Source organism: Puribacter membranae (assembly GCF_055380425.1).
Window position 1 is genome coordinate 91,777 of the sequence record NZ_AP040167.1, and the last position, 16,418, is coordinate 108,194.

Genomic DNA, 16,418 nt, shown 5'->3' on the forward strand with positions numbered 1-16,418 from the left:
GTTGAGTGACATCGGCAGGTGAATTCTGAGATAAAATCATGCACACAATCATCAAGTGAGTGGAGGCTATATGAAATTCGCAGTCATCGGCGCATCGGCGGGCGTGGGCTTGGAACTGGTCAAGCAACTGCTTGACCACGGGCATACGGTCAATACCTTGTCGCGCAGCATCGGGACGATTCCCGAGCATGAGCGCGTGCATAAAATCGTCGGCAGTGCGCTGAATGAAGCGGACATCGCGCAGGCCATCGACGGCGTGGACGCGATTTTGGTCACGCTGGGGACGGGTACGAGTCGTAAAGCAACCGGTCTGTATATTCAATCGCCCAGAGCGATTTTGAACGCGATCAAAGCCACCGGTGCGCAGCCACCGCTGATCGTATTGACCGGATTCGGCGCGGGTGACAGTATGAAATACAGTTCGTGGCCGGTGAAAACCACATTTAAACTACTGCTGGGCGAGATATATGCCGAAAAAACCCTGATGGAAAAAATCCTCGCAGCGCAGTATCCGAATGTGATGTTCGTGCGTCCGGGGATATTGACCCATGGACCATTGACCGGACGCTATCGCGTGCTGGCCGAGCCGACAAAAGGCGCGCGGGTCAATATGATTTCGCGCAAAGACGTGGCGGATTTTATGCGACAACAGGCGGAAAATCCAACCTATATCGGGCAGTATCCGATTTTGACGAATTGAGTTTTTATTCAAAAAAGTAAAGGGCGCATTGTGCGCCCTTTTTTATGAATCATGTTTAGCGATAAACCCGCTCTTTCACCCCATCCGCCGTGGCGATGAGCGCAACATGCGCGGGCTGTTGGGCAAAAATACCGACGGTGAGTACGCCCGGAATCAGGGTGAGTTCGCGCTCCAGTGCAAGTGGGTCGGTGATTTGTAATCCATGTACGTCAAGGATGTGACAACCGTTGTCGGTGACAATCGGTGCGTCGTCTTTGACGCGCCAAATCGGCAGGCCGCCGATGGCAGTCAAGCGACGCGCGACGGCTTCGCGTGCGAGCGGTACGATTTCAATCGGTAGGGGGAATTTGCCGAGCACGTCCACTTCTTTGCTCGCGTCGGCGATGCAGATGAATTTTTGCGCAACAGAGGCACAGATTTTTTCACGGGTGTGGGCTGCGCCACCGCCTTTAATCATGTAGCCGCGTGGGTCGATTTCGTCCGCTCCGTCAATGTAAACGGGCACGTCGCGCACTTCGTTCACGTCAAATACTTTGATGCCGTAGCCTGCCAAACGTTCGGCAGTGCGGTTGGAGCTGGCGATCGCGCCAATGATCTTGTCCTTGATTTTGGCCAGCTCGTCAATGAATAGATCGGCGGTGGAGCCGGTGCCGACGCCGATGATGGCGTTGTGCGGGACGTATTCGATGGCTTTTTGTGCGACGAGTTGCTTCAGTTCGTTTTGGTTCATGGTGTGTTTATTTTAAAGTTGAAAAGTTGGCGCAATTTTAGCATTGACGTCGCGTGATGTCGCTCTTATTTCGGGACAATTCTGCTGAGAACTCGTGTGCAATGTTACCAACTTTGGGTGTTTTCACTGCGTGCATGATATACGACTATGTGAGATTTATCGAACTGGCGATCCGCTGGTCGGATGCAATTGGCGAGGCATTTCGAGGCGCAAATTGGTACAATAACGCCTTTCAAATCAATCATGAATAGGTTTCAAATGACTGAGCAAACGTCTTCTGCGATAGCCAAAACGTCGCCCCAATACCCGATCACCGATGCGGTGAAACACGCATTGGCCGTGACCAAACGCGGTTGCGACGAATTACTGGTGGAGTCCGAATGGGTGCAAAAACTCGCGCGTAGCGCGGCCACGGGTGTGCCGCTGCGTGTCAAACTCGGCCTCGATCCGACCGCGCCGGACATTCACCTCGGTCACACCGTGGTGCTGAATAAACTGCGTCAATTGCAGGATTTGGGACACACCGTGATTTTCCTGATTGGTGATTTTACCTCCATGATTGGTGACCCGTCGGGGCGTAACGCCACGCGTCCGCCGCTGACCCGTGAGCAAATCGAGGCGAATGCGAAAACCTACTACGAACAAGCCAGCCTGATTCTCGATCCGGCCAAAACCGAAATTCGCTACAACTCCGAATGGTGCGATCCACTGGGCGCACGCGGCATGATTCAATTGGCGTCGCGCTACACCGTGGCGCGGATGCTGGAGCGCGAGGATTTCACCAAGCGCTATAAAGGCGGTGTGCCGATTTCCGTGCATGAATTTTTATACCCGCTGATGCAGGGTTATGACTCGGTGGCGCTGCAATCGGACATCGAGCTGGGCGGCACCGATCAGAAATTCAATTTGCTGGTGGGACGCGAATTGCAAAAAGAATACGGTCAGGAAGCACAATGTATTTTGACCATGCCGCTGCTGGTTGGCTTGGATGGCGTGGACAAAATGTCGAAATCCAAAAACAACTACGTCGGTATCACCGAGGCGCCGAATGAGATGTTTGGCAAAGTTATGAGCATTTCCGATGACATGATGTGGACGTGGTACGACCTGCTTTCGTTTGTGTCATTGGAACAAATTGCACAATACAAACAAGAGGTCGCGAACGGTCGCAACCCGCGCGACATTAAGGTTTTACTGGCACAGGAAATCGTTACGCGTTTCCACGATCAGCAGGCGGCAGAGGATGCATTGGCAGCGTTTAACCACCGCGCCAAAGGTGGAATTCCCGACGATATTGAAAGCGTCACGGTAAGCGTGGATGCCGAAGGTATGCCGCTGGGTGCGCTGCTTAAAGCGGCGGGGCTGGTGGCCAGCTCATCCGAAGGCAATCGTGCGATTGACCAAGGCGGCTGTAAAATCGATGGCGAAGCGGTTAAAGACAAACAGCTGCGTTTGGCTGCGGGCGAATACGTGATCCAGGTAGGCAAACGTCGGTTTGCGAAGGTGACGGTGGAGCAAGGGTAATCTTCCGTAGGTTGAGGTCTTTCTTGTAGGGGCGCATGGCATGCGCCCTTTCTTAAATAACGCTCTTCTCTCGTTATGGCTAGTGAAACAGATATTCACCATCGGCGATCCATTCGATTAAAAGCATACGATTATTCGCAAACGGGTTTGTATTTTCTCACCATTTGTACGTATGAGCGGCAAGCGCTGTTTGGAACCATTAAGGATGGAGAGCTGTTATTGAATGACTGTGGGCGTGTTGCGCACAATGAATGGCTAAAAACTGCTCAAATTCGAGAAAATATTGTGTTGCATGATTTTGTGGTGATGCCCAATCATCTGCATGGTATTGTGGAAATTCAGGCAGGGCGCATGCCATGCGCCCCTACGATCGGAGACTTGGTGCGTGGTTATAAATCCTCTGTGACCAGGTGTATTCGTGAAGTTCAGAAAGATACTCAACTGCGGATTTGGCAACGCAATTACTATGAGCACATCATTCGTTCGGAAGCATCTTATTTAACTATTTCGGAATATATTCAAACCAACCCGCAGCGCTGGGCGGAGGATACGTATTTCGTTGCTGATAATCAGCGCTATTTGGAAAGCGAGTAAACATGATCGCATTGATTCAACGCGTCAAGCGCGCCTCTGTCACGGTGGGTGATCACGTCACTGGGCAAATCGAGCAGGGTTTGCTGGTGTTGCTGTGCGCGGAAAAAAACGATACACCGGCCATCGGGGCGAAATTGCTGAAAAAGGTTTTGGCGTATCGGGTGTTCTCGGATGGTGCGGGCAAAATGAATCGCTCGGTGCAAAATCTGGATGGTAATGGCGCACACGGCGGTTTGCTGATCGTGTCGCAGTTCACCTTGGCAGCGGATACGAACAGTGGGACGCGCGCGAGTTTCACGCCTGCTGCTTCACCGGATTTAGCCCAATTTTTGTATGAAGATTGGGTGGTGAAGGCGCGTTCGGAGCACCGCATTGTTGAGACGGGCGAGTTTGCTGCGGATATGCAGGTGTCCTTGGTCAATGATGGGCCGGTGACGTTTTGGTTGCAGGTCAAGCCTGAGTAAATGGTGTTGCGTGATTAAAAAAGCGTTCGAGTGATCGAACGCTTTTTTAATTGAACCGTTATTTTTCAAACCTTGCCGCTGATTTTCATGAACCACCAGCGCAGACCAATAAAGAGGAAGCGCCAGTCGTTGAAAAACTCGGGTTTTTTGCCTTCAAAAGCATGGCCGATGAATTGCAAAACCCAGCCGATGATGAATAGCACCACGCCGAAATGCAGCAGCGATGGCATGAAGAGGGAGAGGATGAGTAAAGCGATGGACAGCGCAACCAGCGGTATGCCGAAGGTATGCGTCAGGCGATTCATCGGGTGTTGATGGCTTTGCTCATATTGGGCGATCCATTCGGACCACGGGCGATTAAAGTACACGGTTGCCTCCTATGCGATGAATTGTTGTGGTGTCTATGCTATAGGGTGCGCGCGGCAGATGCAAGTGTTTATTGGCCGCGTTTGAGGCTGGATTGTTTGACTTGCAGCGTGCCTTGCAAAATGAGTTTTTTATAAGGACGGGTCGGGCTTTCGATGCGCTGAAACAGCAGGTCAATGGCCGAACGGCCAATTTCTTCAGTGGGCTGGCTGATGATGGTCAGCGGTGGTTCGACGACGTTGCCCCATGTGGTTTCGTCAAAGCCGACCAATGCGATGTCCTGCGGAATACGGATGTTTTGCGAGCGCAGGGCTTGAAAAGCGCCGACGGTGATGAGGTTGTTGCTGGTAAAAATACCGTCTGGCTTGACGCCGCTGTGCAGCAGCTCCAAGGTGCTTTGATAGCCTTGTTCAATACGTGGTGCGATAAAGTGTGCGCTGTAGTGCTCCAAACCTGCTTCTCTGATGGCTTGTTCAAAACCTTCGCGACGGTCAAAGCCGGTGGTACTGGTGTCACCGAAAAAGCCCACCAAACGCTGGCAGCCTTGCTCCAGCATGTGTTTGGTCAGATTGTAGGCGGCGGAGACGTTATCGAGCATGACGGTATCGTAATTCGGATTGTTGTCTACGCGTCGGTCAATGATGACGAATGGCATATGCGCACGGTAGGGTTTGCGCGTAGAGCCGAATTGTTGGGTGGGGGAGAAAATGATGCCGGCAACGTTTTCGTCGTGCATCAGGTTCAGATACATGTGCTCTTTGTCGGGGTTCTCGTCGGTGTTGCAAATGATGATCGAGTAGCCACGCTCGTAGGCGGCATCCTCTACCGCACGAGCGATGGCGGTAAAAAACGGGTTGCGAATATCAGAGACGATCAGCCCGATTTTGGTGCTGGTCTGCGCGCGCAGGCTGCGCGCGATCAGATTGGGACGATAGTTCAGTTCGGCAATGGCGCGCAAAACCAACTCGCGTTTCTCATCGGTGATGTAGCCCTTATTGGCGATCACGCGTGATACGGTGGCGATCGATACTCCGGCGGCTTTAGCGACGTCTTTGATGCTGGCCATATTCGATTTCTGTTTTAGGGTGAAGGTTGTTTAAGAAAGTGCAGAATAATGATATACGTTTAACTGATAATTATAAGCGAATGATTGAACGTATGCGACAGAATCCATCGGTATTTTGAAATATATCAATTTTCTTGAGTCGGGGCACTATTTTTTGAGTTTGCAAAGAATTTCCATGGATAATGGTTTGCCCCAATATTTTCTATTCATATCATCCAAGCGTGTGGTTCAAAATAAAACGATATGTGCTTTCGGCTTGAATGCTTGTGTAAAAAGCATGAAGTTTTTTTATTAAATGTGTTGACAATGAGTGTGTAATCGTTTACAGTTTTCCCATATCGAGTGAGAAGCGATCATTCATACCAGTCACAAACAATTGGAGGTGGGTATGTTGGCATTAAATCTGAATCAGGTGCGCTTAAACGCCAAAGCGCAAAATAAACACGATGCAATTGAGCAGGTGGCGCAGTTGTTGGTGGATTCGGGCAATATTGATCCGCGGTATATCGAGAGTATGTTTGCGCGTGAGCAGGTGGCCAATACCTATCTGTGCAACGGCATTGCGATTCCTCACGGTATGCCGGAGAATCGCGAATTCATTTTAAACACCGGCATTTCGGTGTTGCAAATCCCTGAGGGTGTCCAGTGGAATGACGAAGACACCGTTTATCTTCTGGTCGGTATCGCGGCCAAATCCAACGAACATTTAGATATATTGCGCAAACTCACGCGTGTGGTTTCCGATGAGGAAGAGGCGCATCGTTTGGCCAATACCCATAATCCGGCAGATATCATTGAAGCCTTGACCGGTGCGCGCCCCGAGCCTGCGCCGGCAGCTTCGCTATCCGACTATCCGCTTGCGTTTGAAACCACGATTCTCAATCCGACCGGTTTGCACGCACGGCCGGCGACCGAATTGGTCAGCCTAGCCAAAAAATTCCAATCGAATATTCGCTTGCGCTTTGGTGACGAAATGGCCGACGCGAAAAGTTTGGTCAAATTATTGCAACTGGGCGTGGTCAACGGCGCTCGGATCAAGGTTTCCGCGCAGGGCGCGGATGCGGAGCAGGCATTGGCCGCGCTCAAAGCGGCAATCGAAAGCGGCTTGGGCGAAGGTGACGAGCATGAGGAAGCACCGGCGGTGGTGTTGGATCGCGAGCGTCTGCTGTGGAAAGCCGAAAGCACGACCGCGTTTGCCAGTGGCGTGGCGGCCTCCGATGGCATAGTGTACGGCCCGATCACTCAGCACACCGCGAAAAAAATTGTGGTCGAGGATGAGCAGTCCGATCCGACTTCCGAATTGATTGCCTTTGATGCGGCGGTGGTGAATGCCCATCAAGCCTTGCAAAACAATTATCAAGAGGTGAAAAATCGCCTCGGTTCGAAACAAGCGGCGATTTTCCTCGCGCACGCAGAGTTTTTGCAAGACGACGAGCTGCTCAATAGCACCAAAGTCTTAATCGAGCAAAAGCACAGTGCCGCCTGGGCGTGGCAGCATGTGATTGACAGCCGTATTGCACAGATTACCAAACTCGATGATGCGGTATTGGCCGCACGCGCCGTAGATCTGAGCGATGTGGCGCAGCGGGTTTTGCGCCAGTTGCTGCACATGGATAACGAGCCGGTGATGACTGCGCAAGAGCCGTCTGTACTCGTGGCCGATGATTTAACGCCATCCGATACGGCGAACCTGGATCCCGATATGATTTTGGGTTTTATCACCGCTAAGGGCGGACCGACTTCGCATACTGCGATCATTGCGCGCGCGATGGGGATTCCGGCGATTGTCGCGGCGGGCGATGCGATTTTGGATATCGATCCGCGCACGCCGTGTATTTTGGACGGTTTTAACGGTGCTTTGTATCTGAAGCCAACACAGGCTGAAATCACCAGTGCGCAAGCCTTGCACGAAGAAGTCGAGCGTCAATTGAATATCGACTTTGCCGAGCGCTTGACGGCGGCGGTGACTACCGATGGTCAGCACATTGAGGTGTTTGCCAATGTGAATCGAGTCACGGATGCCGAGCAGGCGGTGGAATATGGTGCCGAAGGCGTGGGCTTGATGCGCACCGAGTTTTTATTCCTCGAATCGGGCGAAACCCCGAGCGAAGAGGAGCAGTATCAGGTTTATTGCGATATGGCACGCGCATTACAAGGTCGTCCATTGACCATTCGCACGCTGGATATTGGCGGTGATAAACAAGTACCGCATTTGAATCTGCCCAAAGAAGACAATTCTTTCCTCGGTATTCGCGGTATTCGTCTGTGCATGGCGCGTCCCGATCTATTCGAGCCGCAATTACGGGCGATTTATCGCGCGGCGCGCGATGTCAGCAAAGAGGGTGGGCAAATTCGTGTGATGTTCCCGATGATCAGCACGGTTTCTGAGATTGAACACGTCATGGCTCAATGCGAAGCGATTCGCGCCGAGCTGGACGCACCGAAAATTGAGCTGGGCATTATGGTCGAAGTACCGTCCACCGCTGTGTTGGCCGACCAGTTTGCCAAATTAGTCGATTTCTTCTCCATCGGCACGAACGATTTGACGCAATACACCTTGGCGATGGATCGCGTGCATCCGCAGTTGGCCAAGCAGGCCGACGCGCTTAATCCGGCGGTGCTGCGCATGATAGACATGACCGTGCGTGCGGCCAAAGCCGAAGGCAAATGGGTCGGCGTGTGTGGTGGCGCGGCCAGCGATGTACGCGGTGCGGAGATTTTGACCGGTTTGGGCGTGACCGAACTGAGTATCACCGTGCCGACGATTCCGACCATCAAGGCGCAATTGCGTCGCGTAGCATTGAGTGATTTGCAAGCTTTGGCACAAAAAGCCTTAGCCTGCCGAACAGCAGATGAGGTACGAGCATTATGAGTCAAACCCATTTAAACCAATCCAAATCCATGACACAGAGCCAGCGCAAAGGACGCGTCGGTACGCTGACCACCAATCCGGCGATCGATCAAACCGTGACACTGGATCACTTTACCTTGGGGAAAGTGAATCGCTGCCACCACATGCGTTTTGACGCGGGCGGCAAGGGCGTGAACGTCGCTTTGCGCTTGGCCGATTACGGTCTGCCGGTGGCGGCGACCGGTTTTTTGGGTGAGCAAAATACAGCGCTGTTTGAGCAAACTTTTAGCCGCAAGGCCATTGAAGATCGTTTCATTCGTACCGCAGGCGAAACCCGTGTGAATGTGAAAATCATCGATGTGGCCGAACAGCAAACCAGCGACATCAATGCCGCCGGTGTGAAACCGAATGATGAGGATGTGCAGGCGCTGCTCAAAACGCTGGACGAGATGGCCGAGCAGTGCGAGTGGTTCATTCTGGGCGGTCGTTTGCAGGATAGTTTGCCAACGGACTTGTACGCGCAGATGACGACACGCCTGAAAGCCAAAAATTGCAAAGTGATTTTGGACAGCAGCGGTGAGGCTTTGCGCTTGGGACTGAGTGCAGGGCCGGATGTGATCAAGCCGAATATTGACGAGTTGAGCGAATTGGTGGGTAAGCCGTTGACCGATACGGCGCAAGTATTGGCGAGCGCGCGTAGCTTGCTCAACGAGCAGACACAATTGGTTGTCGTATCGATGGGCGGTGATGGTGCGATGTTTGTACGCGCCAATGAAGCGCTGATCGCGCGTCCGCCGCAGGTTGATATCAAGTCTACCGTCGGTGCCGGTGATGCGATGGTCGCCGGCATGGTGGCAGGTTTTTGCCAAAACCTGCCGTTGGGTGAGTGCGCCAGCTTGGGAACCGCGTTTTCATTGAGTGCGATTACCAATTTTGTCCGTGATTTACCGCCCAAAGATGTGCTGGAGCAGTGGCAAGCGCAGGTGGTGATTCAACCGCTGTTATGACATTCAATTTTCAATGAATTAACAATAGATGGGCGACTCATAGAAGGTGAGCAGCTTATTTAGACTATCTATATCGACGTTGACACAACGTTTATTTTGAAAGGAGCAACACAATGGCAACTATCGTAGCGATTACTTCTTGTCCAACCGGTATTGCACATACCTACATGGCCGCAGAAGGTTTGGAAGCGGGTGCGAAAAAACTCGGTCACAAGATCAAAGTGGAAACTCAAGGGTCTGTGGGTGCGGAAAACCAACTGACCGCGAGCGACATCGAAGCGGCGGATGTGGTCATCATCGCGGCGGACACCAATGTGGATTTGAGCCGTTTTGCCGGTAAAAAAGTCTACTCAACCGGTAGTAAAGCGGCGATTAAAGATGGCGCAGGTTTGATTACTACGGCCTTGGCGTCGTAAGTGGTTGGCCGTATTTACGTCTATTTTTAGGAGAGCAACATGGCTGGTGAAGGTTTAAAAGGTGCTTATAAGCATCTGATGACGGGCGTATCGTATATGCTTCCGTTTGTGGTGGCGGGTGGTTTGCTGATCGCCATTGGTTTTGCCGCGCGCGGGATTTATGCCTATGATCCGGCAATGGCGTTGGATGGTACGAAAATGGAGCCGACGGCATGGACGACATTCTGGGCGAATGTGTTCACCATCGGTGCGAAAGGTGGCTTCGGTCTGATGGTCGCGGTTTTGTCCGGTTATATTGCCTACTCCATTGCGGATCGTCCGGGTTTAACGCCGGGTATGATCGGCGGTGTCTTGGCCGGTATCACTGGTTCGGGCTTCTTGGGCGGGATTATCTCAGGCTTTTTGGCCGGTTATTTCACCAAATGGCTCAACGGCGCGATCAAACTGCCGCGTAATTTGGCGGGGCTAAAACCGGTGCTCATACTGCCGTTGATCAGTACATTGGTGGTCGGTTTGATCATGTTCTACGTGGTCGGTGTGCCGGTATCGGGCTTGCTCAAAGCCATGACCGCATGGTTGACCAGCATGCAGACCTCCAGCGCATTGGTGCTCGGCTTGATTCTTGGTGCGATGATGGCGTTCGATATGGGTGGTCCGGTGAATAAAGCGGCTTATACCTTTGCCGTGGGTTTGCTCGCCAGCCAAGTGTATGCGCCCATGGCAGCCGTGATGGCTGCTGGTATGACGCCGCCGCTGGGCGTGGCTTTGGCCTCGTATTTGTTCAAAAACCGCTTCTCTGAAGAAGAGCGCAAAGCAGGCAGTGCAGCGGCGGTACTCGGTATCGCATTCGTGACCGAAGGCGCAATTCCGTTCGCAGCGCGTGATCCGATTCGTGTGATTCCAGCACTGATGACGGGTTCGGCTGTGGCAGGTGCGTTGTCTATGGTGTTCGGGGCGCAATTGCATGTGCCGCACGGAGGGGTTTTTGTATTGCCGATTCCGAATGCGGTGGATAATTTGTTACCGTACATTGCTGCCATTGCGATTGGTACCGTGGTTACGGCTGCGATGCTGTTCGTGCTGAAAAAACCAATTCCACAGGAAGCGGCGTAATTAGCTTGATCCAATAATAAATGTAGGGGCACATGATTGTGCCCCTATTTTTCTGGTTTTTTATAATGAGATGGAAAGGGCGCATGCCATGCGCCCCTACGTAATCCATTATTTAAGAAAATGCGGAAAAGGTAGGTTTTTACTTTTTCCGTATTCCCTTAGAAACTATCCCCAGGCACACGCACCCAGCCTTCCATGATGATACGGGCGGAGCGGCTCATGATGGCCTTGGTCACCGTCCATTCGCCGTTGACCTGTTTCGCCTCCGCACCCACGCGCAAGGTGCCGGAAGGATGGCCGAAACGCACCGCCGTGCGTTCGCCACCGCCTGCCGCCAGATTCACCAAAGTGCCCGGCACTGCCGCCGCCGTGCCAATCGCCACCGCACAAGTGCCCATCATCGCGTGGTGCAGCTTGCCCATCGACAAGGCACGCACCAGCAAATCCACATCACCCGCTGCGATGGTTTTGCCGCTGGAGGCGGTGTAGCTGGTCGGTGGTGCGACAAAGGCGATTTTCGGCGTGTGCTGGCGTGTCAACGCTTCTTCAGGGTTTTTGATCAAACCCATGCGCAAGGCACCGGCGACACGAATCGCCTCGAAGAATTTTAATTTTTCAGGGTCGGAATTGATGTCCTCGCGCAACTCCGTGCCGGTGTAGCCAATGTCGGCGGCGTTGACAAACACGGTTGGAATCCCCGCGCTGATCATGGTGGCTTTGAATGTGCCAATGCCCGGTACTTCCAAATCATCCACCAGATTGCCGGTCGGGAACATCGAGCCGCCGTCCTCCGAATCATCGGATGGATCCATAAATTCCAACACGATTTCCGCCGCTGGGAATGTCACGCCGTCCAGCTCAAAGTCGCCGGTTTCCTGCACTTGGCCGTTGGTTACCGGCACATGGGCGATGATGGTTTTTTGAATATTCGCCTGCCAGATGCGCACCACGGCCACGCCGTTTTCAGGGATGCGCGCCGGATCAACCAAGCCTGCATGAATCGCAAACGCACCGGCGGCGGTGGACAGATTGCCGCAATTGCCTGACCAATCCACAAAAGCCTTGTCAATCGAGATTTGACCGTAGAGATAATCCACGTCGTGATCCGGCACGCTGGCTTTGGACAAAATCACGCATTTGGAGGTGCTGGAAGTCGCGCCGCCCATGCCGTCAATGTGCGCGGCGTATGGATCGGGACTGCCGATCACGCGCATGAATAATTTATCGCGTGCTGCGCCGGGCTTTTGGCAGGATTCAGGCAAATCCTGCAAACGGAAAAACACGCCTTTAGATGTACCGCCACGAATGTAGGTGGCGGGGATTTTAACTTGTGCGGCAAAAGTGGACATGACGACCTCCGTGAAATAATGATGCGTTATAGTAGCCCAAATCGCTTACGATTAACCTACAATGACATGATTGTCCATCATACCTCAAGCCAGTTGAAGCCCCATTGATCATGAGCCAAAGCACACACAGTTTTAACTGCATCTTGCCGGATGAACCGCCGCAAATATTGATTTTAGGTTCCTTACCCAGCGTCGCATCGGTCACGCAACAGCAGTACTACGCGCATCCGCAGAATGCTTTTTGGCGCATCATCGAGGCCTTGTTTGCCGAGCGTCAGCCGTTGACGTATGCGCAACGAATCGCACTATTGAAACAGCACCGCATCGCCTTGTGGGACGTGATCGCCAGTGCGAAGCGCGAAGGCAGCTTGGACAGTGCGATTGAGGCTGCCAGCGTCGTGCCGAATGACATCGTCGGCTTGCTCCATGCTTTTCCCAGTCTACACAGCATTTATCTCAACGGCGGGAGCGCGACCACATTATTCAAACGCCACATCGCCAAACAACTACCCCGTTCAGTTTCGGTCGTTTCGCTGCCGAGTACCAGCCCTGCAAATGCGCGCATGCGCTTCGAAGAGAAACTGGCGCAATGGCATGTGGTGCGCGATGCGCTGTGCGTGTCAGGCTAAGTGGCTTTCGCTGATCAGTCGTCAAGCCAAATAGGGTGAATAGGGTAAATAGGGTTTATTCATCACAATCAATCGGGCATAATCATCCTGAACCATTGCATCCGCAGTGCGTTTTTCATCCTTCGCTAGGCGCAGAAAGGAACGAAGCATGCCTACATTTCGAGAGTTTATTGAATTCGTTGGAATCGCGATTGATTTTGCGGGCGTTGTCGCCATCGCATTGGGGCTGCTGTACGCCATTTACGTGTTTGCTACCGTGCGCACCAGTCGGACGGAGCGCATTCGCCAGTTGCGCCAAAATCTCGGCAGCGGTATTTTGATTGGTTTGGAACTACTGATTGCCGCCGATATCGTGCGCACCGTCGCGATTACCCCGACTTTGGAAAGCGTTGCGGTTTTGGGGCTGATTGTGATTATCCGAACCTTCCTGAGCATGACCTTGCAAGTCGAACTGGATGGCCGATGGCCGTGGAAACGCCAAAACCCAAGCGCGCCTAATCAGTAAATAAAGTGGATTTTGTTTAGAGATCCCGCTGCTCATAGACTACCCTTGTATGTGCCCCCGGGAGTTATTACTTCTTCTCAACAACTTGAGGAGTTTCAAAGATTAGAGAGGTTGGCGGGAGCGTCGGAAGAAGTTTTGCAAGGTAAAAGGCGAATCGAAATAATAATGGAAGCTCAACAAGTAGCTATATTTCAGCCTGTATTTTGTATAACGTCGATAAAAGGGATCAAGTTCTACAGCATTGCACGGCAATTAATGAGTGATCACAGAAGATATTTGCATTTGCTGCATAAAGTATTTCAGGCGTTTTAATCAGAATATTGAACTGTTATTGAACAGAAACGGACTGCATGCAGTCCGTTTCTGTTTTAAATCACCCCAAAGTAGGTTTTTACTTTGGGGATGGTTTTTTTACGCATTACCTTCCAAAAAGTCCTGCGCGAAGCGTTGCAGCACGCCGCCTGCTTCGTAGATGCTGACTTCTTCGGCGGTATCGAGGCGGCAGGTCACGGGGATGTGGACGGTTTCGCCGTTTTTGCGGTGTACCACGACAGTCAGGTCGGCGCGGGGTTTGCGTTCGCCGATGACATCGAAGGTTTCGGTGCCGTCGATGCCGTAGGTGTGGCGGTTTTCACCGGCTTTGAATTCGAGCGGCAGCACGCCCATGCCGACGAGGTTGGTGCGGTGGATGCGCTCAAACCCTTCGGCGACAATGGCTTCGACACCGGCCAGACGCACGCCTTTGGCCGCCCAGTCACGCGAGGAACCTTGACCGTAGTCGGCACCGGCGATGATGATCAGCGGTTGTTTGCGGTTCATATAGGTTTCGATGGCTTCCCACATGCGCATCACTTGGCCTTCGGGTTCCACGCGGGCGAGTGAGCCTTGTTTCACGCTGCCGTCCGGATTTTTCACCATTTCGTTGAACAGTTTCGGGTTGGCAAATGTGGCGCGTTGCGCAGTCAAATGGTCACCTCGGTGGGTGGCGTAGCTGTTGAAATCTTCTTCAGGCAAGCCCATTTTGTGCAGGTATTCGCCCGCTGCGCTGTCCATCAAAATGGCGTTGGATGGCGACAGGTGGTCGGTGGTGATGTTGTCCGGCAATACGGCGAGCGGACGCATGCCTTTGAGCGTGCGCTCACCGGCCAACGCGCCTTCCCAGTACGGCGGACGGCGGATGTAGGTGGACATCGGGCGCCAGTCGTACAACGGACTTGGGGCTTTTTCTACTGCGCCCAGATCAAACATCGGGATGTAGATTTGCTTGAATTGCTCCGGTTTGACGTGTTGTTCAACGATGGCGTCGATTTCTTCGTCGGACGGCCAGAGGTCTTTCAGGCGAATTTCTTTGCCGTCCACCACGGCGAGCACGTCTTTTTCAATGTCAAAACGCACGGTACCGGCGATGGCATAGGCCACGACCAGTGGCGGCGATGCGAGGAAGGCTTGCTTCGCATACGGGTGAATGCGGCCGTCGAAGTTGCGGTTGCCTGACAATACGGCGGTGGCGTACAAATCGCGGGCTATGATTTCTTGCTGGATGTTCGGATCGAGCGCGCCGCTCATGCCGTTACAGGTGGTACAGGCGTAGGCGACGATGCCGAAGCCGAGTTTTTCCAGTTCAGGCAACAGGCCGGATGATTCGAGGTAGAGTTTGGCGACTTTGGAGCCGGGTGCGAACGAGGTTTTCACCCACGGTTTGCGCACGAGGCCGAGTTCGTTTGCCCGTTTGGCGAGCAAACCGGCGGCCACGACGTTGCGCGGATTCGAGGTATTGGTGCACGAGGTGATCGCGGCGATGATGACTGCGCCGTCCGGCATCAGGCCGTCGGCTTCTTGCGCTTTGGCTTTGTCCAGATCCACAGCGATGCCGCGCTCGGCCAAGTCTGAAGTTGGCAAACGTTTGTGCGGATTCGATGGTCCCGCCATATTGCGCACCACGGTGGACAAGTCAAACGTCAATACGCGTTCGTATTCGGCGGTTTTCAGGGCGTCCGCCCACAGGCCGGTTTGTTTGGCGTATTGCTCCACCAGTGCGACTTGCTCCGGCTCACGGCCGGTCAATTTCAGATAATCAATGGTTTGTTGGTCGATGTAGAACATAGCCGCCGTTGCGCCGTATTCAGGGCACATATTGGAAATGGTCGCGCGGTCGCCAATCGACAAGCTGTCGGCGCCATCGCCGAAAAATTCCACATAGGCGCCAACCACGCGCTCTTTGCGCAAAAATTCGGTCAAGGCCAAGACGATGTCGGTCGCGGTGATGCCGGGTTGACGTTTGCCAGTGAGCTTCACGCCAACAATGTCCGGCAGACGCATCATGGACGCGCGGCCGAGCATGACGGTTTCGGCTTCCAAACCACCCACGCCAATCGCAATCACGCCCAAGGCATCCACATGCGGCGTGTGGCTGTCGGTGCCGACGCAGGTGTCGGGGAAGGCAACGCCGTTGCGGTTTTGAATCACCGGCGACATTTTTTCGAGGTTGATTTGGTGCATGATGCCGTTGCCCGCCGGAATCACGTTGACGTTTTCAAACGCGGTCGCGCACCAGTCGATGAAGTGGAAACGGTCTTCGTTGCGGCGATCTTCGATGTCACGGTTTTTCTGGAAGGCGTCGGGGTCATAGCCGCCGCATTCCACCGCCAAAGAGTGGTCGACGATCAATTGCGTTTGCACCACCGGATTGACTTTGGCCGGATCGCCGCCTTGATCGGCAATCGCATCGCGCAAACCGGCCAGATCCACCAAGGCGGTTTGGCCGAGAATGTCGTGGCACACCACACGGGCAGGGAACCACGGGAAATCGACTTCGCGCTTGCGCTCGATCAATTGGTTCAGCCATTCGTTCAAGGTGGCGGCATCGGTGCCGTTGTCATCGGCCTTGCGCACCAGTTGCTCGGCCAGCACGCGGCTGGTGTAGGGCAAGCCGTCGTAGGCGCCGGGTTTGATGGCTTCAACTGCGGCACGCGCGTCGTAGTAGGCGATGTCGCTGTTGGCTAAATTTTTGCGAAATTGATGAGCGTTCATGAGGTGAAACTCCCTAATAAAAATAAAAATCGAAACATAAAATCCGTGCTGACAAACCGTATTCCGACGAAAGC

General features: G+C 53.3%; 15 protein-coding genes. 10 read left to right on the forward strand and 5 right to left on the reverse strand.

Annotated features, from left to right (window positions below; genetic code table 11):
- The first annotated feature begins 70 nt into the window (after positions 1 to 70).
- A complete protein-coding gene (locus ACZ41M_RS00480) occupies positions 71 to 700 on the forward strand; it encodes an NAD(P)-dependent oxidoreductase (RefSeq protein ID WP_464730806.1) in 630 nt (209 codons plus the stop codon).
- Between the two features lie 55 nt (positions 701 to 755).
- On the opposite strand, the gene rpiA is transcribed toward ACZ41M_RS00480, so the two are convergent.
- On the reverse strand, positions 756 to 1,430 hold the full coding sequence (gene rpiA, locus ACZ41M_RS00485) for a ribose-5-phosphate isomerase RpiA (RefSeq protein WP_464730805.1): 675 nt from the start codon (positions 1,428 to 1,430) through the stop codon (positions 756 to 758).
- Between the two features lie 258 nt (positions 1,431 to 1,688).
- Here rpiA and tyrS point away from each other — a divergent pair, with 258 nt between their 5' ends.
- The 3 genes from tyrS to dtd all read left to right on the forward strand — a co-directional run bounded on the left by tyrS (position 1,689) and on the right by dtd (position 4,012).
- Entirely contained in the window at positions 1,689 to 2,954 is a 1,266-nt protein-coding gene (gene tyrS, locus ACZ41M_RS00490) for a tyrosine--tRNA ligase (protein ID WP_464730804.1), read from the forward strand.
- 75 nt (positions 2,955 to 3,029) lie between these two features.
- The gene (locus tag ACZ41M_RS00495) at positions 3,030 to 3,548 is read left to right on the forward strand and encodes a transposase (protein WP_464730803.1); all 519 of its coding nucleotides are present in this window, start codon (positions 3,030 to 3,032) and stop codon (positions 3,546 to 3,548) included.
- 2 nt (positions 3,549 to 3,550) lie between these two features.
- Positions 3,551 to 4,012 carry a D-aminoacyl-tRNA deacylase gene (gene dtd / locus ACZ41M_RS00500; RefSeq protein WP_464730802.1) on the forward strand — a complete coding sequence of 154 codons (462 nt, stop codon included), beginning with the start codon at positions 3,551 to 3,553 and terminating at the stop codon, positions 4,010 to 4,012.
- 65 nt (positions 4,013 to 4,077) lie between these two features.
- Here the strand turns inward: dtd and ACZ41M_RS00505 are convergent, their stop codons facing one another.
- Both ACZ41M_RS00505 and ACZ41M_RS00510 read right to left on the reverse strand, forming a co-directional pair.
- Positions 4,078 to 4,380, reverse strand: coding sequence for an Mpo1-like protein (locus ACZ41M_RS00505; protein ID WP_464730801.1), 303 nt, complete (start codon positions 4,378 to 4,380; stop codon positions 4,078 to 4,080).
- 68 nt (positions 4,381 to 4,448) lie between these two features.
- Positions 4,449 to 5,444, reverse strand: a complete 996-nt coding sequence (locus ACZ41M_RS00510; protein ID WP_464730800.1) for a LacI family DNA-binding transcriptional regulator — start codon at positions 5,442 to 5,444, stop codon at positions 4,449 to 4,451.
- A gap of 388 nt (positions 5,445 to 5,832) precedes the next feature.
- Here ACZ41M_RS00510 and ptsP point away from each other — a divergent pair, with 388 nt between their 5' ends.
- The 4 genes from ptsP (at position 5,833) to ACZ41M_RS00530 (ending at position 10,831) form a co-directional block, all read left to right on the forward strand.
- On the forward strand, positions 5,833 to 8,316 hold the full coding sequence (ptsP, locus tag ACZ41M_RS00515; protein ID WP_464730799.1) for a phosphoenolpyruvate--protein phosphotransferase: 2,484 nt from the start codon (positions 5,833 to 5,835) through the stop codon (positions 8,314 to 8,316).
- A complete protein-coding gene (gene pfkB, locus ACZ41M_RS00520) occupies positions 8,313 to 9,302 on the forward strand; it encodes a 1-phosphofructokinase (RefSeq protein ID WP_464730798.1) in 990 nt (329 codons plus the stop codon). Before ptsP ends, pfkB begins: the two co-directional genes overlap by 4 nt.
- 113 nt (positions 9,303 to 9,415) lie before the next feature.
- Positions 9,416 to 9,718 carry a PTS fructose transporter subunit IIB gene (locus tag ACZ41M_RS00525; protein ID WP_464730797.1) on the forward strand — a complete coding sequence of 101 codons (303 nt, stop codon included), beginning with the start codon at positions 9,416 to 9,418 and terminating at the stop codon, positions 9,716 to 9,718.
- A 39-nt stretch (positions 9,719 to 9,757) separates the two neighbouring features.
- Positions 9,758 to 10,831, forward strand: coding sequence for a PTS fructose transporter subunit IIC (locus ACZ41M_RS00530; protein WP_464730796.1), 1,074 nt, complete (start codon positions 9,758 to 9,760; stop codon positions 10,829 to 10,831).
- Positions 10,832 to 10,989: 158 nt separating this feature from the next.
- On the opposite strand, the gene prpF is transcribed toward ACZ41M_RS00530, so the two are convergent.
- Positions 10,990 to 12,180, reverse strand: a complete 1,191-nt coding sequence (gene prpF / locus ACZ41M_RS00535) for a 2-methylaconitate cis-trans isomerase PrpF (protein WP_464730795.1) — start codon at positions 12,178 to 12,180, stop codon at positions 10,990 to 10,992.
- 110 nt (positions 12,181 to 12,290) lie between these two features.
- Here prpF and ACZ41M_RS00540 point away from each other — a divergent pair, with 110 nt between their 5' ends.
- Positions 12,291 to 12,809 (forward strand): DNA-deoxyinosine glycosylase, encoded by a 519-nt coding sequence (locus tag ACZ41M_RS00540; protein ID WP_464730794.1) that lies wholly within the window; start codon positions 12,291 to 12,293, stop codon positions 12,807 to 12,809.
- Positions 12,810 to 12,957: 148 nt separating this feature from the next.
- Positions 12,958 to 13,314, forward strand: a complete 357-nt coding sequence (locus ACZ41M_RS00545; protein ID WP_464730793.1) for a DUF1622 domain-containing protein — start codon at positions 12,958 to 12,960, stop codon at positions 13,312 to 13,314.
- 411 nt (positions 13,315 to 13,725) lie between these two features.
- Here ACZ41M_RS00545 and acnD read toward each other — a convergent pair whose 3' ends face one another.
- Positions 13,726 to 16,344: a Fe/S-dependent 2-methylisocitrate dehydratase AcnD gene (gene acnD, locus ACZ41M_RS00550; protein ID WP_464730792.1), complete on the reverse strand. Its 2,619-nt coding sequence runs from the start codon at positions 16,342 to 16,344 to the stop codon at positions 13,726 to 13,728.
- Between the last annotated feature and the right edge of the window lie 74 nt (positions 16,345 to 16,418).

Bases quoted from the DNA above. Each gene is read 5' to 3' on its own strand.
- ACZ41M_RS00480 (WP_464730806.1), top strand. From the start codon at position 71: ATGAAATTCGCAGTCATCGGCGCATCGGCGGGCGTGGGCTTGGAACTG.
- rpiA (WP_464730805.1), bottom strand. From the start codon at position 1,430: ATGAACCAAAACGAACTGAAGCAACTCGTCGCACAAAAAGCCATCGAA.
- tyrS (WP_464730804.1), top strand. From the start codon at position 1,689: ATGACTGAGCAAACGTCTTCTGCGATAGCCAAAACGTCGCCCCAATAC.
- ACZ41M_RS00495 (WP_464730803.1), top strand. From the start codon at position 3,030: ATGGCTAGTGAAACAGATATTCACCATCGGCGATCCATTCGATTAAAA.
- dtd (WP_464730802.1), top strand. From the start codon at position 3,551: ATGATCGCATTGATTCAACGCGTCAAGCGCGCCTCTGTCACGGTGGGT.
- ACZ41M_RS00510 (WP_464730800.1), bottom strand. From the start codon at position 5,444: ATGGCCAGCATCAAAGACGTCGCTAAAGCCGCCGGAGTATCGATCGCC.
- ptsP (WP_464730799.1), top strand. From the start codon at position 5,833: ATGTTGGCATTAAATCTGAATCAGGTGCGCTTAAACGCCAAAGCGCAA.
- pfkB (WP_464730798.1), top strand. From the start codon at position 8,313: ATGAGTCAAACCCATTTAAACCAATCCAAATCCATGACACAGAGCCAG.
- ACZ41M_RS00525 (WP_464730797.1), top strand. From the start codon at position 9,416: ATGGCAACTATCGTAGCGATTACTTCTTGTCCAACCGGTATTGCACAT.
- ACZ41M_RS00530 (WP_464730796.1), top strand. From the start codon at position 9,758: ATGGCTGGTGAAGGTTTAAAAGGTGCTTATAAGCATCTGATGACGGGC.
- prpF (WP_464730795.1), bottom strand. From the start codon at position 12,180: ATGTCCACTTTTGCCGCACAAGTTAAAATCCCCGCCACCTACATTCGT.
- ACZ41M_RS00540 (WP_464730794.1), top strand. From the start codon at position 12,291: ATGAGCCAAAGCACACACAGTTTTAACTGCATCTTGCCGGATGAACCG.
- ACZ41M_RS00545 (WP_464730793.1), top strand. From the start codon at position 12,958: ATGCCTACATTTCGAGAGTTTATTGAATTCGTTGGAATCGCGATTGAT.
- acnD (WP_464730792.1), bottom strand. From the start codon at position 16,344: ATGAACGCTCATCAATTTCGCAAAAATTTAGCCAACAGCGACATCGCC.